This is a genomic window from Paenibacillus favisporus (genome assembly GCF_040545415.1).
GTDB lineage: Bacteria > Bacillota > Bacilli > Paenibacillales > Paenibacillaceae > Paenibacillus_AQ > Paenibacillus_AQ favisporus.
In genome coordinates this window covers 969,733-990,699 of the sequence record NZ_JBEPLV010000001.1, presented here as the reverse complement: position 1 = coordinate 990,699, position 20,967 = coordinate 969,733, and the positions used below count along the sequence as shown (strand labels likewise).

The window sequence follows — 20,967 nt, the reverse complement described above, 5'->3', positions numbered from 1 at the left end:
TAAACTTAACTTCGATTTAGGAGTCATGCACAATCATGTTTGTTCGCATTGTGCCCGATGCCAAAATTGGGCACGACTCTTCAAAATTATGTCATCATTTCTTACACATAGGGGGATGCTGGTTCGTCTGAAGCATCCATATTCGTTTGGCCTCCGCCCACTCTTCCGGCGTGTCAATATCCAAAAGAAGCAAAGGATTAGCAGGGGCCAAGCGGAGCCCTTGAAACCGCGAAGAATCCAGAAGGCGCTTCGCCCCCTGATCCCCTTTCAGTCCGGCAGCCACCTCAAACATCGTTGCCGACAGAACCGCAGGCGGCATCGCCTCCCTTTCCGCCTTGCTCATCACATAATCCAGCCCGGGAGCCGATCGCCACGCGTCGATCAGCTGCATCAGCCAAGCCGGCGACACGTACGGCTGGTCGGCCAACGCCACAAGCACAGCATCGGCACCTGCATCGGAAGCAGCACGGATGCCGCACTGCAGCGAGAGCGCCATGCCTTGATCCGCTTCCAGGCAGACAGCGACGACAATGCCAGGGCCGTCCGCTTGGTCTGCAAGGAGGCCGGCGTCCAGCCATACCAGCGGGTCTTCGGGATGAACGACTACAATCAACCCGCTCACGCCGCTGTCCCGAAGCGCCGCCAAGCCGCTGCCGGCCAGATGCATACCTGGTGCAAGCTCCAAGGACTGCTTGCGGCAGCCCATTCTCCGGCTGCTTCCCGCCGCAAGGTATACGCCCATGATGCTCATGCACGCCGCCTGTCCCGAACAGCCGCCTCAGCGCCGCTCTTCCACTGCACCAGCCGGGCCGCGATGCTGACGGCGATTTCGGCGGCGCCTTCCGCGCCAATGGGAAGACCTGCAGGAGCATCCACGAAGTCCGGGAGCGGCAGCTCACCAAAGAGCAGCCCGATCCGCCGCGCGGAGCCGATGACGCCGACGTACTCCGGCTGCAGTGGAAGAAGGCGCTGCAGCATCTCCTGGTCGCGGCGCAAATGATGGCTGGCAAGGACGACGTAATCGCGGATGCCGATGCGCAGCTCCTCAACGATCCTGCCGGCATCGCCAACAACCGTTTGGGCCAGCGGGAACCGCTCCCTGCTGCACCAATCCTCGCGCCAATCCGCCACCGCTGTCGCAAATCCGATGGAGCGCGCCATCGCCTCCAGCGCCGCCGCTTCCTCCCCGGCGCCGAAAATGATAAGCCGGCGGCTCGGAGCCAGCCGGGTCGCATAGAAGAACACTCCCCGCCCTGCAACCGAATCCTGTATGGGGCCGTCTTCCTCAAGCCGGTAATCCATCTCTTGATCTTTGCGGAGTTCCCGAATGAGCCGGACAGCCGTCCCCTGTAGGACGATTTTGGCCGCTTCCTGAAGCACCGCTAGAAGACGGCCTTCGATCGGCTCCAGCAAAATGACCAGCTCGCCTCCGCAGCCCATATCCTCTCCCCAGATCGGGTCGACGCCAGGCTCGGTATTATAGCTCACCCATTCGAACCGGCCGCGCTCGAGAATCCGGGGAACCCTTGCAGCGAGATCCGCTTCCAGACAGCCGGGGCTGATGTTGCCGATGCGGTGTCCATCCGCGTCCATCAGCATCATGGCTCCGGACTTGCGGTAAGCATGGCCGCGAACCGATACCAGGCTCGCAAGCACCGCCGTCCCCTCTTCATTCTGCACGTACCGGAGAATACTTTCCGTCTCCATCCGAACTCCTCCTTACATGCATTTCCCTAAAAAACAGCGATCCTGTTCCTTGGAGTAGGATTACAATCTACGGAGCAGCTTTTGCAAGGCCAGGTTCGCTCCGGCCAGTACCCGCGGCTTATCCAGGGTCAGCACCTGCCTTCCTTCCATCACAACATGACCGTCGATCATCACCATTTCAACATCCCCGCGGGTGGCGGCGTAGACGACCCGTGAGAACCAATCCGCGTCAAAGGAAGGATAGACATGATAATCTTCCAGGTCCAGCAAAATCAGGTCTGCAAGCTTTCCCGTCTCAATGCTTCCGATCTTCCGTTCCATGCCAAGCACTTCCGCTCCGCCAATCGTGGCCATTCGCAGCACGGTCCTCGCGTTCATGACCGTCGGGCCGTGCTCCACCTTCTGCATGTATGCGGATAACCTCATTTCCTGAAACATGTCAAGGTTGTTGTTGCACGGGGCTCCGTCCGCGCCGAGGCCGACCGGGATACCACTTCGCATCAATTCCGGCACTTCTGCAATCCCGGATGCCAGCTTCAGGTTGGATCCCGGACAGTGGGTGACTTTGACGCCGCGCTCGCGGATGATCCGCTTTTCCTCCTCATCGAGCCAAATGCTGTGCGCGAGCACGAGATTCGGTCGGGCAAGGCCGATATGGTCCAGATAAATCACATTCCGCATCCCCCGTTCGGCCTCGACCATGGCGATCTCGCCCCGGTTTTCCGACGCGTGCGTGTGCACCAGAACACCGTAATGCTCTGCCAAATCCCGGACTTCGGTCAGCAGGCGCTCGGTGCAGGAGACGACAAAACGCGGGCAGAACGCATAACGGATCCGCCCCTCGGCAGCCCCGTCCCACACTTGCAGCAAATCGACGCTTTCCCGGAGGGAGCGATCCGTATCCTCCTGAAGCGCCAGGGGTACCTCATCGCCGTGATCCATCATCACTTTGCCGGAAAACGCCCGAATGCCGCTTTCCTCGATCGCCTGAAAGGCCATAGAGGTATGGTGCACGGTTTCCATATCGAGAATGGTCGTCGTCCCGCTGCGGATCAGTTCACCGAGGCCAAGCAGCGCCGAATAGTACACCGACTCCTCGTCATGCGCGGCTTCGAGCGGCCAAATTTTTTGTTTTAGCCAATCAATCAGCTCCAGGTCGTCGGCCCGTCCGCGAAAGAGCGTCTGGCATAAATGGATGTGCGTTTGCACAAAGCCGGGCAGCAATACTTTGCCCCCGGCTTCGATCACCCGGTCGGCTTCGCTCGGCGCGCCGGGTCCAATATGAGTAATGCGGTTGTCCTCAATCCGAACATCGCCATGGATAATTTCGTCGGCCGGATTCATTGTCATGATGATGGCATTGCGTATGATCGTCGTTGTCAAAGGCGCTTCCCCCTTCTTGTACGGAAAGTCCGGGAGCTGCCGCACGAATGCCGCTTCTCCCGGACACGGTTCTTCCTCGCATCGCCCGGCTGCTCAGCCCATTTTCCCCGGATTCAAAAGGCCGAGCGGATCGTTATGCCTCTTGCGTTCCTGCATGCCGGGTATTGCCCCGCGTCCACCATTGTCCAGCAGCCAGGTATGGGGATCATAAATTTCCACGCCGATGGACCGGCAGGTGTCTACGATATGGTACAGCCGTTCTTCCGTGCTGTAGCGGACGACGGGCAGGCCGTTCGGCTGGAGTTTGCCCCTCGAGCGGATCCATTCAAAATGCAGCAGCATTTCGTCCCCGAACATCGATTTCAGCGTCCGGATCTGCTCCAAGTAGCAGTCCCGCTTGAAACCTGCTTGCAGGTAGGTATAGGCCGGGTCACGCTTCAGCGCCCAGAGCGTCGTATGGTTCCAGGTAAAATCGGACAGCCCGATCGATTTGCGGTACTTCTCGGGGTCAATGACATAGCCGATTTCCCCGCCGAAAGCTGCGGCAAGTGCCGGCAGCGCTTCGGCAGCATGCCCGGCGATTTCGGTAAAAACCACCGATTTGCCGTGTGCGATCACTTTTTCCAGTGGCTTGAAGAAGGAGGGAATCGGCCACTCCATCGGCGTGATCAGCCGTTTGGGGATGGCCGCTTCCTCCGCCAGCGCTTCCCCGAATCGGACCGCATCTTCCAAGCGATCGAAGTTCACCACCACCTGTGCCCACTCGGTCCGGGGTGCCAAAGGAATGACCAGCTCGGTGACGATGCCCGTCGTCCCGTAGTTATGAATATAGTCCTTGAGATCCTCGCCGTGGACTCGGAGAACCTGCGGCTCCTCTTCCATCGTCAGGACGGTCGCCTCCAGCACGTTGCCGTCCCACAGGTCGCCCCAGGTAATCGACCCGACGCCCCCGGAGCCGCCGCACACGAACCCGCCGACCGTCGCCTTGGCGAAAGTGCTCGGGTAAATCCGCAGCTCCTGTCCCTGCTCCCGGGCCGTCTTCTCCAGGACGCCGAGCTTGACGCCGCACTGTACACGGGCATAGCCGCTGCCAATCTCCAAGATTTCGTTCATGCCGCTGAGGTCCAGCACCAGGCCGCCTTCGAGCGGGATCGCCTGTCCGTAGTTCCCGGTTCCCGCTCCGCGGACAGTGACGGGAATCCGGTGCCGGTAAGCAATGCGCAGCGCTTCACGGATTTCATCGACCGTAGCGGGTACGAGAACGGCATCCGCTTTTTTGTCCTTCAGTTTTCCGCTCAGCACGGGGGAATACCAATAAAAATCCTTCGACAGCTTTTCGACCGCCGTTTCGTCGGTAAGCAGCTTCAGTGCGCTGAACGCTTCAGGCATTTCAGGCTTCCATACCATTGACATGAGGAACCACCCGCTTTCTTTGGATTCACAGCTTACTCCATATAGAAGAACATTTCGTGAGGACAATTTTTCGATTTCATAAAACGGTGCTAATCCGTTCCTGAACGACCGGATTCCGCAGGGGAAGCAGGGAGCCGATCCGGCATTCGGCCATATCCCCATCCTGGACGTCTACCGATCCCGGTGTCCCGGTCATGATGATATCGCCGGGGTAAAGGGTCATCATCCGCGAGAAATACGAGAGTATCATCCATGGGGAATAGATCATGTCGGATACACTACTTCTGTACCGGACCGATCCGTTAAGCACGGTCTGTATATCCAGTGCATCCAGGTCCCCGATTTCGTCCATGCCGACCAGCTCCGGTCCGAAACTGAAGAAGGTGTCATAACTTTTCGAGCGTCCAAGAAAACGCGGGTTGCGGGCATGGATGTCCTGGGCAGTCATATCCAGCGTCGGAACGATGCCGGCAAGTACATGCGGCGCCTCTTCGGGGCTGACGTGCTTGCAGGTCTTACCGATCACCAGGCCGATCTCCGCCTCGGCAGTAATGCGTCCGGCCCCGTCCGGAAGCAGAATGGCTTCGCCTGGGCCGATCATCGTGCTTGCCGGCTTCAAGAAACAGATAGGCTCTTGCTCCGGCGGCACCACGGCCATATCCGCGGCCTTTTTCCGGAAATTCGCGCCAACGCCCCAGACATTGACCGCACCATGATACAAGGGGCCAAGATGTGCCTGCTCCAGGGGAACGGAGGGGATGGCGGTCAGCACCTCCTTCCCTCGTTCCCGCAGCCATCCGGACAGCGCCGCCGCCTCGCCGGTCCGCAGCAGTTCCAGAACGGTCGTCGGCCAAACCGTTCCAAGCGATTCATTGATCCCGGTTAATGGAAATACCCGATTAGCTGCGACGATTCCCGCGCTGCCTGGCCCGCTTCCCGCCAAGGTGACGAGCCTCATCGCTCGGCTCCCGCTTCCGCCTTGGCCCGGATATCGCCGAACTCGAATTCGCTCAGCTCACGAAACACCTCCGCTAGAATGTCGGTCACCCGTTCCTGAATGATGCTGCCTTTGGCTGCCGTCGCCTGGGTCGCATCGCCGCATATGCCGCTATCGGAAATGTCCGCCATCCGCCAGGCGAAGCGTATTTTCCCCTCAAGGGTCAAAAATTTCTGCCCGGTCATGGACGGGGTCTCTGAGACGAGCCATTGATCCTGCACCCATCCCGGTTTGATGGCCTTCACGATCGACGTTTCGTAGTCCCCGCCATGAATGCCGTATTCCAGTTCATCGGCGGGCATGAGATCCTCCGCCCCTCCCAGGGAGGAGGGCGATAAATAAAAGACAAGCATATCGTGGCGAATGCGGATTTCCCGGGACACCACGTTCAGCAAGTCGGTATTGCCGCCATGCGTATTAAACAGCAGCAGCTTATGGAAACCGCTCAGCCGCAGGCTTTCGGCGATATCCATGATCACGCTCTGCAGGGTCGTTGCCGACAGCGAAATGGTTCCCGGCAGGCCGAGATGCTCATTGCTTTTGCCGTACGAAACCGGCGGCAGCAGCCACACCCGCGCATCGGGCTTCAGCTTTTCGAGCGCCAGGGTCACCGTAGCCTCCCCGATCAGCGTATCGGTCATGACCGGCAGATGCGGTCCATGCTGTTCGATCGCGCCGACCGGCAGAATGACCAGCGTGCTTTCCTTGGGAAGCTCCTTAATCTGCTTGCTGGTCAGCCTTGGCAGGAATCTCTCCTCCCAGGCTGCTCCTTCGTATCGTGTAAACATCGGCATGTTCCTTTGCTATTGGATTTGGTTGATCACGGCCGCGGGCTGCATCGACGCCTCGATATCCGCTGCCCATCGAAGCAGCTTCAGGTCCTGGCCTCTGCCGGCAATGAGCGACAGCCCGACCGGCAGACCGTCCGTCTTAGCCAGCGGCAGTGTAACCTGCGGCAGCCCGCCCAGCCCGGCGATGCAGGACAGCTGCAGGATCCGCGTGCGCGTCATTTCAATTTCCTCGCCGGGCAGCCCGATCACAGGGGCTCCGCAAGGCGCTGTGGGGATGACGAGCACGCCTTCGCTTCCGAGAAGGGCCTCAAGCCGGGCAGCAATCGCTTGCTGCCGCTGGCTCGCTTCCCGGTACGCTCCCTCGGAAATCGTGGCGGTCCAGGCAAATCTTTCGGCGATGCCGGGACCGAATCGGGGATGCTGCGCCGTGATCCATGCGCCATGGGCGGACCATATTTCGTACCCCTGAATCGTGCGGAAAATGCCGGCCCACGCCGCGAGTTCCCCGTCCGTCAAACGGATGGGTTCGAACGTTCCAAGCGATCCGAAAGATTCAAGCGCACCGCGGAGCGATTCGGCGCAGCCAGGCTCGGCAGCTGCCCACGCTTCAACCGGCAGCATCATTCGAGCGAATCCCCCGCCGTCATCAAGCGGTTCCTCAAGAAGCACGCGGCCGACCTGCAGCAAGGTGCTTGCCCGGCGTGCCATCCAGCCGACCGTGTCAAAGGCCGGAGCCAGCGGGATGACGCCCTCCATGGGCACGCCGCCGTGTGTCGGGCGAAATCCGTAAATACCGCAAAAAGAGGAGGGAATCCGCACCGAACCGGCAGTATCGGTGCCAAGGCCAAAGTCCACTTCCCCGGAGGCAACAGCAGACGCCGAGCCGCTTGAGGAACCGCCGGGAATATGTCCTGGAGCGATTGGGTTCAGCGGCGTGCCGTAATGCACATTTTCCCCGTTCAGGCTGAACATCAGCTCATCGGTGTGAGTCATTCCACGAAGCTTTGCTCCGCTGCCGAGAAGACGTTCCACGGCGGCCGAATGCTTCACGGCAGGCTTGTGCGTGTGAAGCCAATCGGGATTGCCGGCAGCATTGGTGTGTCCCGCCACGGCAAACACGTCCTTTACGGCAAAGTTGAGCCCTTGAAGGGGACCGCCTTCCGCGTGTCTCGCCTCCGTTCCCAACCGAATCCACGGCGTGCATTCTGGCTGCATACGAGTTCCTCCAATCGTTATGAGTTCGCGGGAGCGGCTGCTCCCGGGAGAGCCGCTCCGCGCAGCACCGCCAAATCCTCCTCGTCCAGGCTTGCCGCCGGACCTGACTTGATCAAATCGGAAAACTTCTCGTCGGGCACCATGGTCGTCAGAACGTAAAGCCTGCCCTCACCGGTATTTTTGACCTGATGGTTGTTGCCGGGAGGAACGACGAAGAACGATCCTGTGCGAATCCCGGTTTCCATATCGCCTACGATGGCAATGCCTTCTCCGGCCAGCACGTAAAAATACTCATACGCTCCGCTGTGCTCGTTCGGCGGCGTCTGTCCGCCGGCATCGAAAATTTCCACAACGGACACGAACGGCACCTGCGTCCCGTCGCACAGCATGACAAACTTGTTGGAATCCTTGCTTGATATTTTGCGTACCTCGCATTGCTCGAAATGCCCCAGAACCAGACCATCGATCATATCAATTCATCCCTTTCTTTTCGTGCGCAGGCCTGCAGCAGATCCTCGGAACCGGCAACAAAGCCATAGCACTGTTTGATATTGTATAAGGCAGCCTCCGCGCAGTAAGCCGGAGAACTTGTCGCGCAGCAGTCTTCCAGCAGAATGGCGTCGTATCCGAGGCATACGGCATCCTGAAGCGTATGCATCACGCACTGGTCAAGGTTGACACCGGCAAACAGCAGCGTCTTCACGTCCAAATTGCGGAGAATGCTGTCCAGCGGCGTATCCCAAAAACCGCTGATACGGTATTTATCCACCCGGATATCCCCGGGCTCCGGTACCATCCGATCAATCAGCGCCGCGCCCCAGCTCCCCTGTTCCAGCACCTTGGAGCCTGTATCCGGCAGCGGGCTGCCGATTCCATGGCTGACACCGTCCGGATTATATACGTGGAGCACCGAAGGGCTCAAGTTCATCCGGTCCTCCCGATTGCCCCAGTTGACCCACAGCACCGGAACCCCCTGTTCGCGTAGGGCCGGAAGCAGCCGCTGAAGCGGCTTGGCGGGGGCCAACAGCGGGGCGGTATTGACTCCGATAGAGTCCAACCACCCGCCCGGGCTGCAAAAATCGTTCTGCATATCAATGATGACGACGGCGGTTTTGGCGAGATCCAGTGTGATCCGCTGCGGCAGCGCCGGCAGGGTCACGGTGACGAGCGGTTTGGGATCGCTCCTGGACAAATCGGCCAGCTCCTCCGACACGTTCCAGTAATTTTTCGAATTCCCCAGTTTGTGCATGGGAACTCCCCTCCTTTGTTACAAACTTGCCGCTCGGCTTGGCGGATGCGGTTAGCCGGTGATGGCCGAGTCATGCCAGGAACGCAGAAGCCGGTTCGACAGGGCATTGATCAGCAGGAAAAAGACGATGCCGACCACGGCGGCCGACAAGCCGCAGGCGAACAAATACGCCGTCTGCATCCGCGTTGCCGCGACCGTAATCGCGTAACCGAGCCCGCCGTTCAGCCCGCCGATGCCCGCGATATACTCGCCGACGATGGCCCCGACGACCGACAGGGAGCAGGAGATTTTAAAGCCGGCCAAAATGTAGGGCAGCGCTGCCGGAAGTCTGAGCCTCCAGATCGTCTGCATCTTCGTGGCGTTATACAGATAGAACAGATTCTTCATGTTCTGCTCTGTCGAGTTTAGCCCGATCAGCGTATTGGACAAAATCGGAAAGAAACTGATCAGAAAGGCTATAATAACGATGGCGTTCATGCCGGCCCCAAACCAGATGACGATGATGGGCGCAATCGCCACGATCGGGATCGTCTGCAAAATGATCGCATAAGGGTACACGCTCCGTTCGACCGTTTTGGACAGCGCAAGCAAAATGGCAACAGCCACGCCGAGAATGGCGCTAAGGGCAAATCCCAAGACTGCCTCCATGATGGTCGTGCTCACTGACACCACCAGATTGTGCCCGTTCTGCGACACCGCTTGAACGATATCGGACGGCTTGGGCAGCAAGTACTCTGGGGTGCCGGTCAGCCGCAGTACCATTTCCCATACAAAGACGACGAAGACGAATACGCTCAGCGGCGGTACGACCCGAGATACCATTTTCCCCCAGACATGGCTGCCGCTGCCGACACTCCTCCTGACCATAGGCACGGCCGGCGAAGCCTGCTTCGCCGCATCGGGAACCGCGCTCACTGCTGCTTTTTCCATGACCTCAACGACTCCTTTCGTAAGTGGCATGTTTCCATGCACCTCTAAATTTCCCATTATCCAGGAAGCACCGGCTTCTGCGAGCCTCAGTGATTCAGCACTTCGGTTATGCTGCGCACATATTTGCCGAACTCGGACGTGGTCCGGAATTCATCCGTACGCGGATACGGCGCCTCAATCGGCACGATATCGGAAATCTTCCCCGGCCGCGGCGTCATGACGACAACCCGGGTGGATAGAAACACCGCTTCGAACACGTTATGGGTAATGAAAAGCACGGTCATCTTCTGATCCTGGCGCCAAATGCCCAGCAATTCATCCTGCAGCGTCTGGCGGGTGATTTCGTCCAGCGCCCCGAACGGTTCGTCCATCAGCAGCAGCTTCGGCCGGGCTATGAGCGCACGGGCGATCGACGCCCGCATCTTCATGCCTCCCGAGAGCTGTCTCGGCAGTACTTTCCGGTAATCTTTGAGTCCAACCAATTCCAGCACGCGTTCACCTTCTTCGTTGCGAGCCTTTTTCGGAACGCCGCGGAGGGTGAGCGGCATCGTCACGTTGTCCAGAAGCTTCGCCCAAGGCAGCAGGGTGTGCTCCTGGAACACAAAAGCGATTTCGTTCTGCTTCCGCGCTTCGCGCGGCGTCGTACCGAGGACCGAAAGCTGGCCGGTCGACGGCTCGGTCAAGCCGGCAATCATGTTAAACATGGTCGATTTTCCGCATCCCGACGGTCCGACAAAACAAAGGAACTCCCCCTCCCCCGCTCGCAGATTGACCTGCTGAACGGCAATCGTTCCATTCGGGTATACCTTACCGATCTGGTCCATGCCGACCAATAGCTCGGGAGCGCCGGGACTTCCGGGCGGCTGCGGATTTGCTGCGGTTTGCTGTGCTGTATACATTTCCAGCCCTCCTCCAATCCTTTATGTAATAATAAATAACATCTATGCCTATGCTGCTCAATGAATATCCGTTGTTTTTGTGGTTAATTACAATAAAACGTAATTCTTTTGGGTTCATTTACGAAAGATATGATCATAAATGTCATTTTACCTAACACAAAAAAGTCCGGAATTCATCCGGACTTTCATGAAATACCTCGGCGATCGATGCCACCTTCTGCCGTTACCGGTTACTTCAAAAAACCTTGGGCCTTCAGTGCCTCCGCGCACAGCGCCACGCGCCGTCCGAGCCGGCCGGCCATCATCAGTTCGCGTTCATCCGGCTTGAGGCTGCTGTCAGGACCCGCCAATGTGGAAGCTCCGTAAGGAGAGCAGCCGATCGGATCGGCGGTCAAGTATTCCGGATTTTCGGAATAGGGCAGCCCGACCATGATCATGCCGAAATGAAACAGCGGCACCATTGACGTCAGCACATTCGCTTCGTGCCCGGTATGGATCGATCCGGTGCTCGTCAGCAGACCCGCCGGTTTGCCTTCCAGGCTCCCGTCGGCGCACAGGTCCCCGGCAAATTCCAGAAACAGTTTGACCTGCGCGGGCATAGAGCCGTAATACGTTGGAAATCCCCAGACGATGCCGTCCGCCCAACTTAAATCTTCGTTCGTGGCCACCGGTATGTCCTGCTGCCGGCGCATTGTTTCTTCGTATTTGGCGAAGCGGTCAACCGTCTTAAAACGGGTCTTCAGCTGCGAAGATTCACCCGGCTCCCCGGTGCGGTGCTTATCCTGATACGGGGTCCGGTTACGCTCTGATTCCAGCTCGGGAATGCGGCAGATGCGGACATCGGCTCCCGCCCTGCGCGCTCCATCAGCGGCCGCCCGCGCCATGTCCAAGACATGGCCGTATGCGCTGTAATAAAGCACCAATGTGCGGCTCATCCTCATACCTCCTCATTGCATAGTGGAAACGGATCATGCCTTCAAACGGATCGAATCATAGCATGAGCGCACGTTTCTGGACAAAGTCGACTCGTTCGCACGAGTCTTCCCAATAGCCCTGTAACAATGCGGAGCTCCATTTCTCCTTCGCCGGGGCTGCTTTCAGGCAGGTGCCGCCGCGCCATACCCAGCGGCGTTCCGGCAGCATGGTCAACAGTTCCTCCGGCGTCCTGGCATCAAGCGCCACAAAATGGGCCGGGTTCCCCGACAGGATGCCGTAACCGTCAGCACCCGTTACCCTGGCCGGGTACTCGGTGATCATCCGCAGCACTTCGCGCATCTCGGCAGGACTGCCCATATGGGCGGCATAGGCAGTAACCAGGGCGATCAGCAGCAGGTCCCCCCTTCCGAACGGATGAAACGGGTCATGCATATTGTCTGAAGCCGCTGCCAGCGGAATGCCGGCCGCCAGCAGCTCCTTGACTCGGGTGACCCCCCTGCGCACCGGGAAGGCGTCATGCCGGCCCTGCAGGTACAGATTCGCTCCGGGAAGAGTAACGGCGCCCATGCCTGCCTCGGCCATAAGTCCAATGATCATGGCGGCATCCTCATCCTTCATGGCGGCTAATGAGCATAAATGCCCTGCCGTGACTTTTCCCCTCCAGCCGTATTCCATCGCGCGCCGAGCGATATGGATTGCCGTCCGCTGGTTCGGATCGTCGCTCTCGTCCGTATGCAGATCAACCGGGCAGCCCAGCTTATCGGCCAAGGCGAACAGCCTGTCGATGTCGGGTTCCGGGTTGGGGGAAAGATGAGGGGCGCCGCCCAATCCCGTCACGCCCATCGCAACCGATTCCTCGGCTGTATCCAGAGCTGCTTCACTGAGCTCAAAATATGGGAGCAGCGGGAACAGCTGCAGTTCTGCATACGGCTTCAGCTCCTCTTTGACTTCGATCGCAGCTTCGATGGTGCGCATCGCGACGTCTTTTCCATGCTTGACGTGAAAATCGAGATGGCTGCGCAGCACCACCGTTCCGTAAGAAATGGACTGCAGCGCCGAGCGCATGATGCGTGCTTTGATCTCCTCCTTGGAAAACCTCGGGGCGGCTGCGGCGTAATTGACGACCGCTTCGCCAAGCGTGCCGGAGACATTCCCGACCTCCGGGAGCGAAAAAGCTTTATCCAGATGCATATGGGCGTCCACGAAACCCGGCAGAACGATTTTTCCCTTTGCGTCGAGCAGCAGACGCGCATCCGCAGTGGATCCGTTCCATTTGTCCAGGCATACCGCCTCAGGAGCCTCCACTTCACCGGTTTGGGCCGTCACCGACGTCCACTTTCCGCCGCCGATAGCCAGCGTGTACAGCGTCTCCTCTGATTGCAGCGGCAGGGAGGCGTTGAAGATCACCACTTCTTGTTCCATATCAATCCCGCTCCTTTCATCCGTCGGTATTTATGTTTTCTACTTCTGCACTTTCGTGCGCCAGGCTCTGAGGACATAAAGGGCGTATGCGTTCGACCCGGCGGGCAATAAGCGTTTGAATGCAGGCTCCCGCTCCGTTGTCACGCAATGGTTCTTTTCATAGTCCGCTTTATTCCGAGGTGTCACCAAGAATCGGCAGCTGAAGCCACGAGGCGCCTCCACTGGCATCCACCGCCACTGTGGCAATCTGCAGCGCATCCGGCCCTTGGCGTGCGGCTTCCTGCAGCGGAATGCCGTTGGGGTGGCGAAGCAGCAGCGGGTATGCGCTGCCGCTCAGTTCCAGCCGGAGCATTGAACCGACCGGGAGCTCGGCGGCCAGCGGCCGCATCCGGATCGTCGCCGTCTCCCAGCCGCTGATGCCGCCGGAAGCGCCGATCTCCGTGCGCCCCACGGACAGAAACCTCGCTTCGCCCGCTGATGTGACCTGCGTGAGGATGGCCGTAAGGTCGGTAGGACCGTCCATCACCTGGCAGGAGACGGTTACCTCCGGGGCGCCAAGGATCCGCAGCGGCTCGCCGGCAGGCTCCCCGGTATACACCAGGATTTCGAAGCGGTCCTGCTGGGCGCTCCGGTCCTGCGGGAGCACCGAGCGAAGCGGCATCGGCAGGCGCGCGTCGTAGACGAACACGTCCGCAGCCCGGCCGGGCTCCGCGCCTGCGCTCACAGAGAGCCGGCCGCCGCCGGAAGCCCCGTTCGCAGGCAGCTGCGTACCGGTTAAATACCACCGGCTGTCGCCCTCCGCTCCGGCCGGATACGCTTCGGCTTCGACCCAAACGCCGCTGCCGGCTTCATAATAACGGACCGGATGCCGCTCCTTGAGGGCTGAACCGCCTTTCCCCTTCAGCCAATAGTCGAACCAGGCCAGCTGTTCCAGGTGGATATCGCCGTCCGCCTTCGGTCCGTAATCCGTTCCGCCTGCTTTGCGGCCCCATGGAATATGCGTCCATGGCCCGACCACCAAACGGTGGAAGCAGTCCGCCCTCATCTCCTGTGCTTGCAGTGCATTGTAAGACTGCAGCGTACCTTCCAGCAGAAAATCGTACCAGCCCGCGATATGCAGCGCCGGAACCGGCTGTTCCTTGAAGGCGTCCAGCCAGTTCAGCCGGGACCAATACTCATCATACGAGGGATGGCCCAACCAATCGAAATATGCGGGGAGGTAAGCTTCGAGCAGCGGGTGTCCCTGCGCCATTGGCAGTTGGGCCAGCACACCGGAAGGATCGCTCATCACGCGCGAACACGCCGCTTCGGCTTCCGCGTCGCCCTTCCTTCTCGCCGTATCCCTGGCCAGCTGATAGGCCCAGGGCAGGCAGCTCTGCAGATCGAAGCTGCCGAATGTGTACATCCAGCCGTGGTACAGGTCGGCCGCAGTCATCGCAGGCGCGATGGCAGCCAAATGCGGCGGATGCTGCGAAGCGGCAGCCCACTGCGTCGCTCCCTGATAGGAAAAGCCGTACATGCCGACCTTTCCGCTGGCCCCTTCCAACCCTGCGGCCCATTCGACAGTGTCATAGCCGTCTTCGGCTTCGCTCACGAATGGCGTGAACTCTCCCTCCGAATCCCCGCGCCCCCGTACGTCCTGAATGACGACGATATACCCCCGCGCAGCGTACCAAACGGGATGGGCGTATGTAACCGTTGAGGCGATTTTCCGGCCGTACGGCTGCCGCATCAGCAGTACCGGGTATGTTCCTTCCTCCGCCGGACGGTAAACGTCGGCATACAGCGTGATGCCGTCCCGCATGACGCAGGCTGCTTTCCTCTCCACTTTCACATGTCCGAATTCCACGGCTGTCCCCCCCAGTGCGATCCTGTTTTTCGTTAGATGTTACATTTTATAACAGACAATACAGGAGTCTACAACGGTTCAGGAGGCATCTTTGTGACGAAGCACAATAAATAGGCCGATGTTTGGACATCGGCCACAAGGAACCCGTTTACTATGTCATATTTCATAACTTCTTTATGATATGGTGAACTACCAGCCGATCGCCGCTCCGTCGGAGCGGGGGTCCGAGCCGCCGATCCGAAAACCGTGAGCGTCCAGAAGGATCGCCTGCGCATGCCCGGTCAAGGCATCCCAGTCGCCGATCTTTCGAACCTCATGCCCCATGGCGGCCAGCCCGCCGAGCACCTGCTTCCCCACCCTGGCTTCCATCTTCAGTTCCGTGGAGGCTTCGCCCCATGTCCTTCCCCACACCCAGCGAGGTTCGTTAATCGCTTCCTGAGGGTCCATTCGGTAATCGACGATCCGGGTCAGAAGCGCCGTCTGCGTCTGCGGCTGTCCTTCTCCTCCCATCGAGCCGTAAAGCAAATAAGGCTTCTGGTCCTTGAGCGCAAGGGCAGGCATCAGGGTATGAAAAGTCCGTTTCCGTGGTTCAAGCCGGTTGGCGGAAGACTCGTCCAGGGAGAAAAACGAGCCGCGGTTCTGCAGCAGAATGCCCGTTTCCCCAGCGGTCACGCCCGATCCAAATTCAAAGTACAGGCTTTGGATAAAAGAAACGGCGTTGCCGTCCCCGTCCACCACGGCGGCATACGCCGTATCGCTGCCGAGCGGTTCGGCGGTGAGCGGAACGGCCGAATCGCGGCTTATGTGTCCCGCCAATTCCCTGCAGTAGTCCTTATCCAGAAAGCGATCCACCGGAATATTTCGAAAATCCGGATCGGTGAGCTCAAGGTTGCGGTCGCGGAAAGCCAGCTTCACCGCCTCCACCAGTACGTGGTAAAATGCTACCGAACCGTGCGGAATACTGTTAAAATCAAAATGTTCGAGCATTTGGGCGATCACGATGCCCGTAAAACCTTGCGAATTCGGAGGAAGCTGATACAGCTCCAGATCGCGATAGGAACCGGTGAGCGGGGTAACCCAATTGCCCTCATGATCGGCGAAATCGTCCGCCAGCAGCAGCCCGCCGGACTTCCGGATGTATGACGTGATATCCCGGGCTAATCCGCCCCGGTAAAATTCGTCCCGGCCATTCGACGCGATCCGGCGCAAACTTTGGGCCAAGCCGCTTTGGATCCAGCGGGTGCCTGCCGGCGGGACACCGCCGCCTCGCAAATACGCTGCAGCCGAATAGGGATTCGCTGCCAGCAGCCCGGCGCACAGCTTCGTATTGGCGTACTGGCTGCGGGATACCGGATAGCCCGCTCCGGCGTAAGTCATTGCCGGCTCGAGGACGTCCCCAAGCGGCAGGGTACCATACTCGCGCAGAATGGCGCTCCAGCTGTCCACCATGCCTGGAACGGTCAGTACGCTGCGGATCCCCCGCTTCGGAATGGCCTGCTCGCCGGCATATGCCTCCGGCGATGCCTTGTACCCCGAGCGGCCGCTTCCGTTGTAACCCCGGACTGCACCCTCTCCGGGACTGTACAACAGCCAGAATGAGTCGCCACCCAGCCCGGTCATATGCGGATACACGACCGCCAGGGTACTGCTGACGGCAACCGCAGCGTCGAAGGCATTCCCGCCCTTTTCCAGTATTCGGGCACCCGCGGCCGATGCCAGTGCATGGGGGCTGACCACCATCGTTTTCGTGCCGATTGAAGCCTGCCTCATCACTCATCCCTCCTGCATCCTTAAATTGTTAACTAAATTAACATGCAGCAGGATTTTTTGGCAATAACTACTTTTCATCCGGAAGGAAAACCGTTATAGTGTAAATTTAAATAACATCAATGCTGCACGGATGATCACCAGCTTCGGAAACGGTCCAACTCCCTTTCCCATGATGCCAGAGCTTTGCCTGTAGAATGCGCCCCTCGCATCCTACCCGAATCCGAGAGGAAATGCCAGAATAGTTGATAGACAAGGAAGGAAGTGCACCATGCTGAAAACATACGCAGAATTATCCCTCGCCATGTTCCGGACCGGAATTCTCGGGTATGGCGGCGGTCCGTCGACCGTCCCCCTCATCCGGCACGAGGCGGTCTCCCGGTACAGGTGGATGGCTGATGAGGAATTCGGGGAGGTGCTGGCCATCGCCAACACGCTGCCCGGTCCGATCGCGACCAAGTTGGCCGCCTATCTTGGCTACCGCCTGAAAGGAACGCTCGGTGCGCTGGTCGGGCTGCTCGCCCATATTCTACCCACTGCGGTTGCGATGATCGCCCTAGTCTCTTTTATCGACGTATTCAGTTCGTCCCGCATCATCCATGGCATGATCGAAGCGGTCATTCCGGTCGTGGCCGTCATGCTGGGTCAAATGTGTTACGAGTTCGGCGAAAAGGCAGTCAAAGGCCTTGGCAAATATATGGCGCTCGCCTGCGGGGTCATGGCGTTTGTCCTGCTGGAGTGGGTGCAGCTGCACCCGGCGATCCTGATTGCGATCGCGCTTGCCTATGGCTCGGTACACTTTAAAGTTATGGGCAAGCTGAAAGAAACCCGCAAACGGAAGGAGGAACGCCGCCATGGAGACATGGATTGAACTCCTCATCGGCTTCTTTCTAGCCAACGTATTCGGCTATGGCGGCGGCCCCTCCTCCATTCCGCTTATGTACCGGGAGATCGTGCCGCATTACCACTGGCTGTCGGGCGCCGAATTTTCCAACATGCTCGCTCTCGGCAATTCGCTCCCCGGGCCGATCGCGACGAAGATCGCCGCTTACGTGGGCTATGATGCGGCCGGATGGATGGGGGTGCTTGCCGCCGAAGCAGCCACCGTCGTGCCGTCCGCCGTCGCCCTGATCGTATTGATGCGAATTTTGCAGAAATACAAGCAGTCTCAGGCCGTCAAGGGCATGACGCTGCTCGTGCAGCCTGTCATCGCCGTCATGATGCTGCAGCTCACCATTCAAAGCTCCAAAGAGTCGATACTCTCCATCGGCTGGATCCAATTCGGCGCTATCGCCCTCATCTCGTACTGGCTGATGCAGCGCCGCAAAGTTCATCCCGCGCTCGTCATCGTTGGCGCTTTTGTTTACGGAGGCATCTTTCTGGGAAGATAGTCCTCCCCTCCGTAGCCCTGAGCGAACCCGGACGGCCGTCCGATTCTATCCCCTGTTGCAGTAACCGCCTTTCCTGATGATTGAATTCAATCCGGTACAGCCCTTCCCCAAGGGCTTACCTTGTACGTTTCGGGTTTCGACAGAGTTCAGTTGCGAAAGGATGATGACTGTATGTATTTGACCATCGAAGATGCACTCACCATTTACCCGCTTTCTGAAGGTAAACTGACCGCAGGCCGCAGCGGTTTGAACCGCATCGTCAAATCGGTCAACGTGATGGATGCACCCGATATTTCGGACTGGGTCCGGGAAGGGGATATCTTGTTCACGACGGCTTATTTGATCAAGGACAATCCCGCGGATGGGGTCCGCCTGCTGCAGAAGCTGGTTGACAAAGGGGCGGCGGGAATCGGGATCAAGCTTGGACGGTTCTGGGCTTCGGTCCCCGACGAAATGCTGCAGGAAGCAGACCGCCTCGGTTTTCCCCTCATCGAGCTTCCCTTTCCGTTTACGTTCTCGGATCAAATGAAAGGCTTGTTCAATGCCGAACTGCAAAAGAACACGCTCCTCCTCCAAAACGTCCTGGACAAACAAAAGGAGCTCATCCGCTTTGCCCTATCCCCTGTTGATACGGGCCGCCTGTTTGACCGGATCCGCGAGATTCTCGGCGTGCCCCTTGCCGTCACCGGCATGCGCGGCCAAACGCTCTTCAGCACCCTGACCACAGACGAAATGCAGCTGCTCAAAAAACGTCAGCTCAAAGATACGCCGCAGTGGCTCCGCTGCGAGCAGGGAAGACTGCTGTGCGTGCCCCTGAAAAGCCCTGGCCAGGAGCATGATTTTAACAGCCGGGCGATTTTCCGGCTTCCTCCCGGCATTCCGATGAAGGAGGAGGAAGGGCTGTACCACCAGGCGGCCGAAATTATCGGCTATCATTTGAACGCAGTTGAACGCAACGATCTCACCCAATCGACCCAGAACGAATTTGCGGCTATGCTGAAAAACTACCTCAAGCAGCAAGTCTCCGCCGAAGCGCTCGTTGCCTGTGCTTCCAGCCACGGCATCCCTTTCGGCAGCGATTCTTTCCAATGCGTGCTTACCACATGCGATCCCGAATACACCGGCCGGGCCGACCATCTGCTCAAGAGCGTCAAGCAGGAATTCCATTATCATCCGATGCTCAAGGATTTATCTCCTTTGCATTTTCAACTCGAGGACACCATTCTCTCGATCTTTCCTTCTGAGCTCCCGCGAAGCTCCGGCAAGCTGCCTCAGCTGCTGACACGTGTCTTTTTCGAGCTTGCCGCCAAAGCCGGCAGGCATCTGCGCATGACGGTGAGCCATATCAAAACCCGGCCCGATCAATTGGAAGCGGCTTACCGTGAATGCCAGAACGCCCGCGACACGGCCGCCCGGCTCAACCTGGACGCTTTTGTCGTCGAGTTTGCCAACGTGGAAATCTCTTATATTTTCCAATCCGTCCCGGTTCATAAAATGCGGCAGTTCGTCGAAATGGCATTGGCCCCGCTTCAGGACCGAGCCCCCGACTCCGCCCAAGAGCTGCTGCGAACGCTGGAGCTGTACATGGCGAACAACGGACAGATCCACGAAACCGCCAAGCAGCTGTTTATACACCGCAACACTGCCGCCTACCGGCTCGAGAAAATCAGTGAGCTGCTTCAGGTCGACTTCAAGGATTATCACCACCTGCTGCGGCTGAAACTGGTCCTAATGTTCCGGGATATGCTGCGGACGTAAACGGAAGCAGGACGGTCAGAATGTCCAGCTGTCCCACAAGCAAGCACACTATAAATTCGCAACAAAGCATCCCCTGAGACGTGCCGCTCCGATCAGGAGGATGCTTTTGCGATAAGGCGGTAGATATCAGGCGCAAGCCGCCTTTTTTTCCGGTATAGATCCGCAGAAATGATGGTTTAGGTAGGTATGGTCTAGATACGAATATGATACTGTTTTCTATTGTGAATTTTTCATATGTTGATTTTTTAATACATTTAATTCGGTTAGTCCTCAGTGCTCGTTGCGTTCATGCGTCGGATCAAGCGGCTGAGCACGTTCCCCGTTGTTTCGTATTCTTCCTTCGTGATCAATGCCAAAGCATCATGACCGTTTTAGCCGTAAGCAAATAAACCGGAGTGTAAGCAGGAAAAGGCAAGCGTATGAAATACGCTCGCCCTTTAACCTGCATTTATTGTGAATTTTTCACATATTGTTATATTAACACCTTAGTCGGCTTTGATCACTCGCAGGTGCTTGATTCTGATCCTATTCCTGTTTCATATCCTGACAGTTATCGCAGTCAAGCCTCACCGCTCATACGCTTCCAATCGAAGTCGATTGTCTGCAGGAAGGCTCGTGCGATCAGCATGTGGCCGGTCAGGCTCGGGTGCACCCGGTCCGATGCGATTGCAGTAGGGTGCACGTAGCCCAACATCTGCTCAAACACCGCTTGCGTGTCCACAAATAACGCACCGACGCGATCGGCAACCCTGCGGGCCGCCCGGCCGTACTCATCCATCCGCCGTCTCATCCCGTCCTCGGCGCTGCGTTCGATATAAAACGGAGTCATGATGACAAGCCCTTTCAAACGAGGGCGAACCTGCTCCGCCAATTCGGTCAAAGTGTGCTCATACTCTTCCAACAGCACATGCGATTCCGGAATCGCCGGCTGGTCGAACTGCCGCCACACGTCGTTGATGCCGATCATAATGGACAGCCAATCCGGCTTCAGATCCAGTACGTCCGTCTGCCACCTTTCTTTCAAATCCCTGACCGTGTTGCCGCCGATTCCCATGTTCGTAACCCGCAGGTTCAGCTCCGGATACGCCGTCTGAAGCAGGGTGTCCACGAGCGACACATACCCTTTGCCTACGCCTTGAAACAACCCTTCCCCGTAAGGGAATTTCCGCTCGCAGTCCGTAATCGAATCGCCGATCATGACCAGGCGCTGTCCTTTGTCCATCTTCATCTTCGCGCTTCCCCCCATCTTTTGTTCCTTCT

The 20,967-nt window shown here is 58.3% G+C and carries 19 protein-coding genes; 3 read left to right on the top strand and 16 right to left on the bottom strand.

Annotated features, from left to right (window positions below; genetic code table 11):
* Positions 1–94 precede the first annotated feature (94 nt).
* From ABID47_RS04720 to ggt, 15 genes are all read right to left on the bottom strand, one after another.
* Positions 95–751, bottom strand: coding sequence for a nucleotidyltransferase family protein (locus tag ABID47_RS04720; RefSeq protein ID WP_354495084.1), 657 nt, complete (start codon positions 749–751; stop codon positions 95–97).
* Positions 748–1,707: an XdhC family protein gene (locus tag ABID47_RS04715; protein WP_354495083.1), complete on the bottom strand. Its 960-nt coding sequence runs from the start codon at positions 1,705–1,707 to the stop codon at positions 748–750. The genes ABID47_RS04720 and ABID47_RS04715 overlap by 4 nt, the downstream gene beginning before the upstream one ends.
* A gap of 60 nt (positions 1,708–1,767) precedes the next feature.
* The gene (locus ABID47_RS04710) at positions 1,768–3,090 is read right to left on the bottom strand and encodes a 5'-deoxyadenosine deaminase (RefSeq protein ID WP_354495082.1); all 1,323 of its coding nucleotides are present in this window, start codon (positions 3,088–3,090) and stop codon (positions 1,768–1,770) included.
* 93 nt (positions 3,091–3,183) lie between these two features.
* Complete coding sequence (locus ABID47_RS04705; protein WP_354495081.1) at positions 3,184–4,503, bottom strand: FAD-binding oxidoreductase; 1,320 nt, start codon at positions 4,501–4,503, stop codon at positions 3,184–3,186.
* Between the two features lie 76 nt (positions 4,504–4,579).
* Entirely contained in the window at positions 4,580–5,461 is an 882-nt protein-coding gene (locus tag ABID47_RS04700) for a fumarylacetoacetate hydrolase family protein (RefSeq protein WP_354495080.1), read from the bottom strand.
* Positions 5,458–6,288, bottom strand: coding sequence for a creatininase family protein (locus ABID47_RS04695; protein ID WP_354495079.1), 831 nt, complete (start codon positions 6,286–6,288; stop codon positions 5,458–5,460). Before ABID47_RS04695 ends, ABID47_RS04700 begins: the two co-directional genes overlap by 4 nt.
* 15 nt (positions 6,289–6,303) lie before the next feature.
* Positions 6,304–7,506: an amidase gene (locus ABID47_RS04690; protein ID WP_354495078.1), complete on the bottom strand. Its 1,203-nt coding sequence runs from the start codon at positions 7,504–7,506 to the stop codon at positions 6,304–6,306.
* A gap of 17 nt (positions 7,507–7,523) precedes the next feature.
* Entirely contained in the window at positions 7,524–7,976 is a 453-nt protein-coding gene (locus ABID47_RS04685) for a cupin domain-containing protein (RefSeq protein ID WP_145158892.1), read from the bottom strand.
* Positions 7,973–8,755, bottom strand: a complete 783-nt coding sequence (locus tag ABID47_RS04680) for a cysteine hydrolase family protein (protein WP_354495077.1) — start codon at positions 8,753–8,755, stop codon at positions 7,973–7,975. Before ABID47_RS04680 ends, ABID47_RS04685 begins: the two co-directional genes overlap by 4 nt.
* A 51-nt stretch (positions 8,756–8,806) precedes the next feature.
* Entirely contained in the window at positions 8,807–9,715 is a 909-nt protein-coding gene (locus ABID47_RS04675) for an ABC transporter permease (RefSeq protein ID WP_435530584.1), read from the bottom strand.
* Positions 9,716–9,771: 56 nt separating this feature from the next.
* A complete protein-coding gene (locus ABID47_RS04670) occupies positions 9,772–10,584 on the bottom strand; it encodes an ABC transporter ATP-binding protein (protein WP_145024327.1) in 813 nt (270 codons plus the stop codon).
* Positions 10,585–10,814: 230 nt separating this feature from the next.
* Positions 10,815–11,519 (bottom strand): NAD(P)H:quinone oxidoreductase type IV, encoded by a 705-nt coding sequence (gene wrbA, locus ABID47_RS04665; RefSeq protein ID WP_354495076.1) that lies wholly within the window; start codon positions 11,517–11,519, stop codon positions 10,815–10,817.
* Between the two features lie 55 nt (positions 11,520–11,574).
* Positions 11,575–12,942 carry an amidohydrolase family protein gene (locus ABID47_RS04660; protein WP_354495075.1) on the bottom strand — a complete coding sequence of 456 codons (1,368 nt, stop codon included), beginning with the start codon at positions 12,940–12,942 and terminating at the stop codon, positions 11,575–11,577.
* A gap of 169 nt (positions 12,943–13,111) precedes the next feature.
* Positions 13,112–14,791: a CocE/NonD family hydrolase gene (locus ABID47_RS04655; RefSeq protein ID WP_354495074.1), complete on the bottom strand. Its 1,680-nt coding sequence runs from the start codon at positions 14,789–14,791 to the stop codon at positions 13,112–13,114.
* Between the two features lie 189 nt (positions 14,792–14,980).
* Entirely contained in the window at positions 14,981–16,561 is a 1,581-nt protein-coding gene (gene ggt / locus ABID47_RS04650; RefSeq protein ID WP_354495073.1) for a gamma-glutamyltransferase, read from the bottom strand.
* Between the two features lie 268 nt (positions 16,562–16,829).
* On the opposite strand from ggt, the gene ABID47_RS04645 reads away from it, so the two are divergent.
* The 3 genes from ABID47_RS04645 (at position 16,830) to ABID47_RS04635 (ending at position 19,707) form a co-directional block, all read left to right on the top strand.
* Positions 16,830–17,429: a chromate transporter gene (locus tag ABID47_RS04645; RefSeq protein WP_354495072.1), complete on the top strand. Its 600-nt coding sequence runs from the start codon at positions 16,830–16,832 to the stop codon at positions 17,427–17,429.
* Complete coding sequence (locus ABID47_RS04640) at positions 17,413–17,949, top strand: chromate transporter (protein ID WP_076171446.1); 537 nt, start codon at positions 17,413–17,415, stop codon at positions 17,947–17,949. Before ABID47_RS04645 ends, ABID47_RS04640 begins: the two co-directional genes overlap by 17 nt.
* 171 nt (positions 17,950–18,120) lie before the next feature.
* Complete coding sequence (locus ABID47_RS04635) at positions 18,121–19,707, top strand: PucR family transcriptional regulator (protein WP_116229930.1); 1,587 nt, start codon at positions 18,121–18,123, stop codon at positions 19,705–19,707.
* 559 nt (positions 19,708–20,266) lie between these two features.
* On the opposite strand, the gene ABID47_RS04630 is transcribed toward ABID47_RS04635, so the two are convergent.
* A complete protein-coding gene (locus tag ABID47_RS04630) occupies positions 20,267–20,935 on the bottom strand; it encodes an SGNH/GDSL hydrolase family protein (protein WP_354495071.1) in 669 nt (222 codons plus the stop codon).
* Positions 20,936–20,967: the final 32 nt, after the last annotated feature.

What these genes read in the sequence shown, in the direction of transcription:
- ABID47_RS04720 (WP_354495084.1), bottom strand. Translation starts at nt 751, where the DNA reads ATGAGCATCATGGGCGTATACCTTGCGGCGGGAAGCAGCCGGAGAATG.
- ABID47_RS04715 (WP_354495083.1), bottom strand. Translation starts at nt 1,707, where the DNA reads ATGGAGACGGAAAGTATTCTCCGGTACGTGCAGAATGAAGAGGGGACG.
- ABID47_RS04705 (WP_354495081.1), bottom strand. Translation starts at nt 4,503, where the DNA reads ATGTCAATGGTATGGAAGCCTGAAATGCCTGAAGCGTTCAGCGCACTG.
- ABID47_RS04700 (WP_354495080.1), bottom strand. Translation starts at nt 5,461, where the DNA reads ATGAGGCTCGTCACCTTGGCGGGAAGCGGGCCAGGCAGCGCGGGAATC.
- ABID47_RS04695 (WP_354495079.1), bottom strand. Translation starts at nt 6,288, where the DNA reads ATGTTTACACGATACGAAGGAGCAGCCTGGGAGGAGAGATTCCTGCCA.
- ABID47_RS04690 (WP_354495078.1), bottom strand. Translation starts at nt 7,506, where the DNA reads ATGCAGCCAGAATGCACGCCGTGGATTCGGTTGGGAACGGAGGCGAGA.
- ABID47_RS04685 (WP_145158892.1), bottom strand. Translation starts at nt 7,976, where the DNA reads ATGATCGATGGTCTGGTTCTGGGGCATTTCGAGCAATGCGAGGTACGC.
- ABID47_RS04680 (WP_354495077.1), bottom strand. Translation starts at nt 8,755, where the DNA reads ATGCACAAACTGGGGAATTCGAAAAATTACTGGAACGTGTCGGAGGAG.
- ABID47_RS04675 (WP_435530584.1), bottom strand. Translation starts at nt 9,715, where the DNA reads ATGCCACTTACGAAAGGAGTCGTTGAGGTCATGGAAAAAGCAGCAGTG.
- ABID47_RS04670 (WP_145024327.1), bottom strand. Translation starts at nt 10,584, where the DNA reads ATGTATACAGCACAGCAAACCGCAGCAAATCCGCAGCCGCCCGGAAGT.
- wrbA (WP_354495076.1), bottom strand. Translation starts at nt 11,519, where the DNA reads ATGAGCCGCACATTGGTGCTTTATTACAGCGCATACGGCCATGTCTTG.
- ABID47_RS04660 (WP_354495075.1), bottom strand. Translation starts at nt 12,942, where the DNA reads ATGGAACAAGAAGTGGTGATCTTCAACGCCTCCCTGCCGCTGCAATCA.
- ggt (WP_354495073.1), bottom strand. Translation starts at nt 16,561, where the DNA reads ATGAGGCAGGCTTCAATCGGCACGAAAACGATGGTGGTCAGCCCCCAT.
- ABID47_RS04645 (WP_354495072.1), top strand. Translation starts at nt 16,830, where the DNA reads ATGCTGAAAACATACGCAGAATTATCCCTCGCCATGTTCCGGACCGGA.
- ABID47_RS04640 (WP_076171446.1), top strand. Translation starts at nt 17,413, where the DNA reads ATGGAGACATGGATTGAACTCCTCATCGGCTTCTTTCTAGCCAACGTA.
- ABID47_RS04635 (WP_116229930.1), top strand. Translation starts at nt 18,121, where the DNA reads ATGTATTTGACCATCGAAGATGCACTCACCATTTACCCGCTTTCTGAA.
- ABID47_RS04630 (WP_354495071.1), bottom strand. Translation starts at nt 20,935, where the DNA reads ATGAAGATGGACAAAGGACAGCGCCTGGTCATGATCGGCGATTCGATT.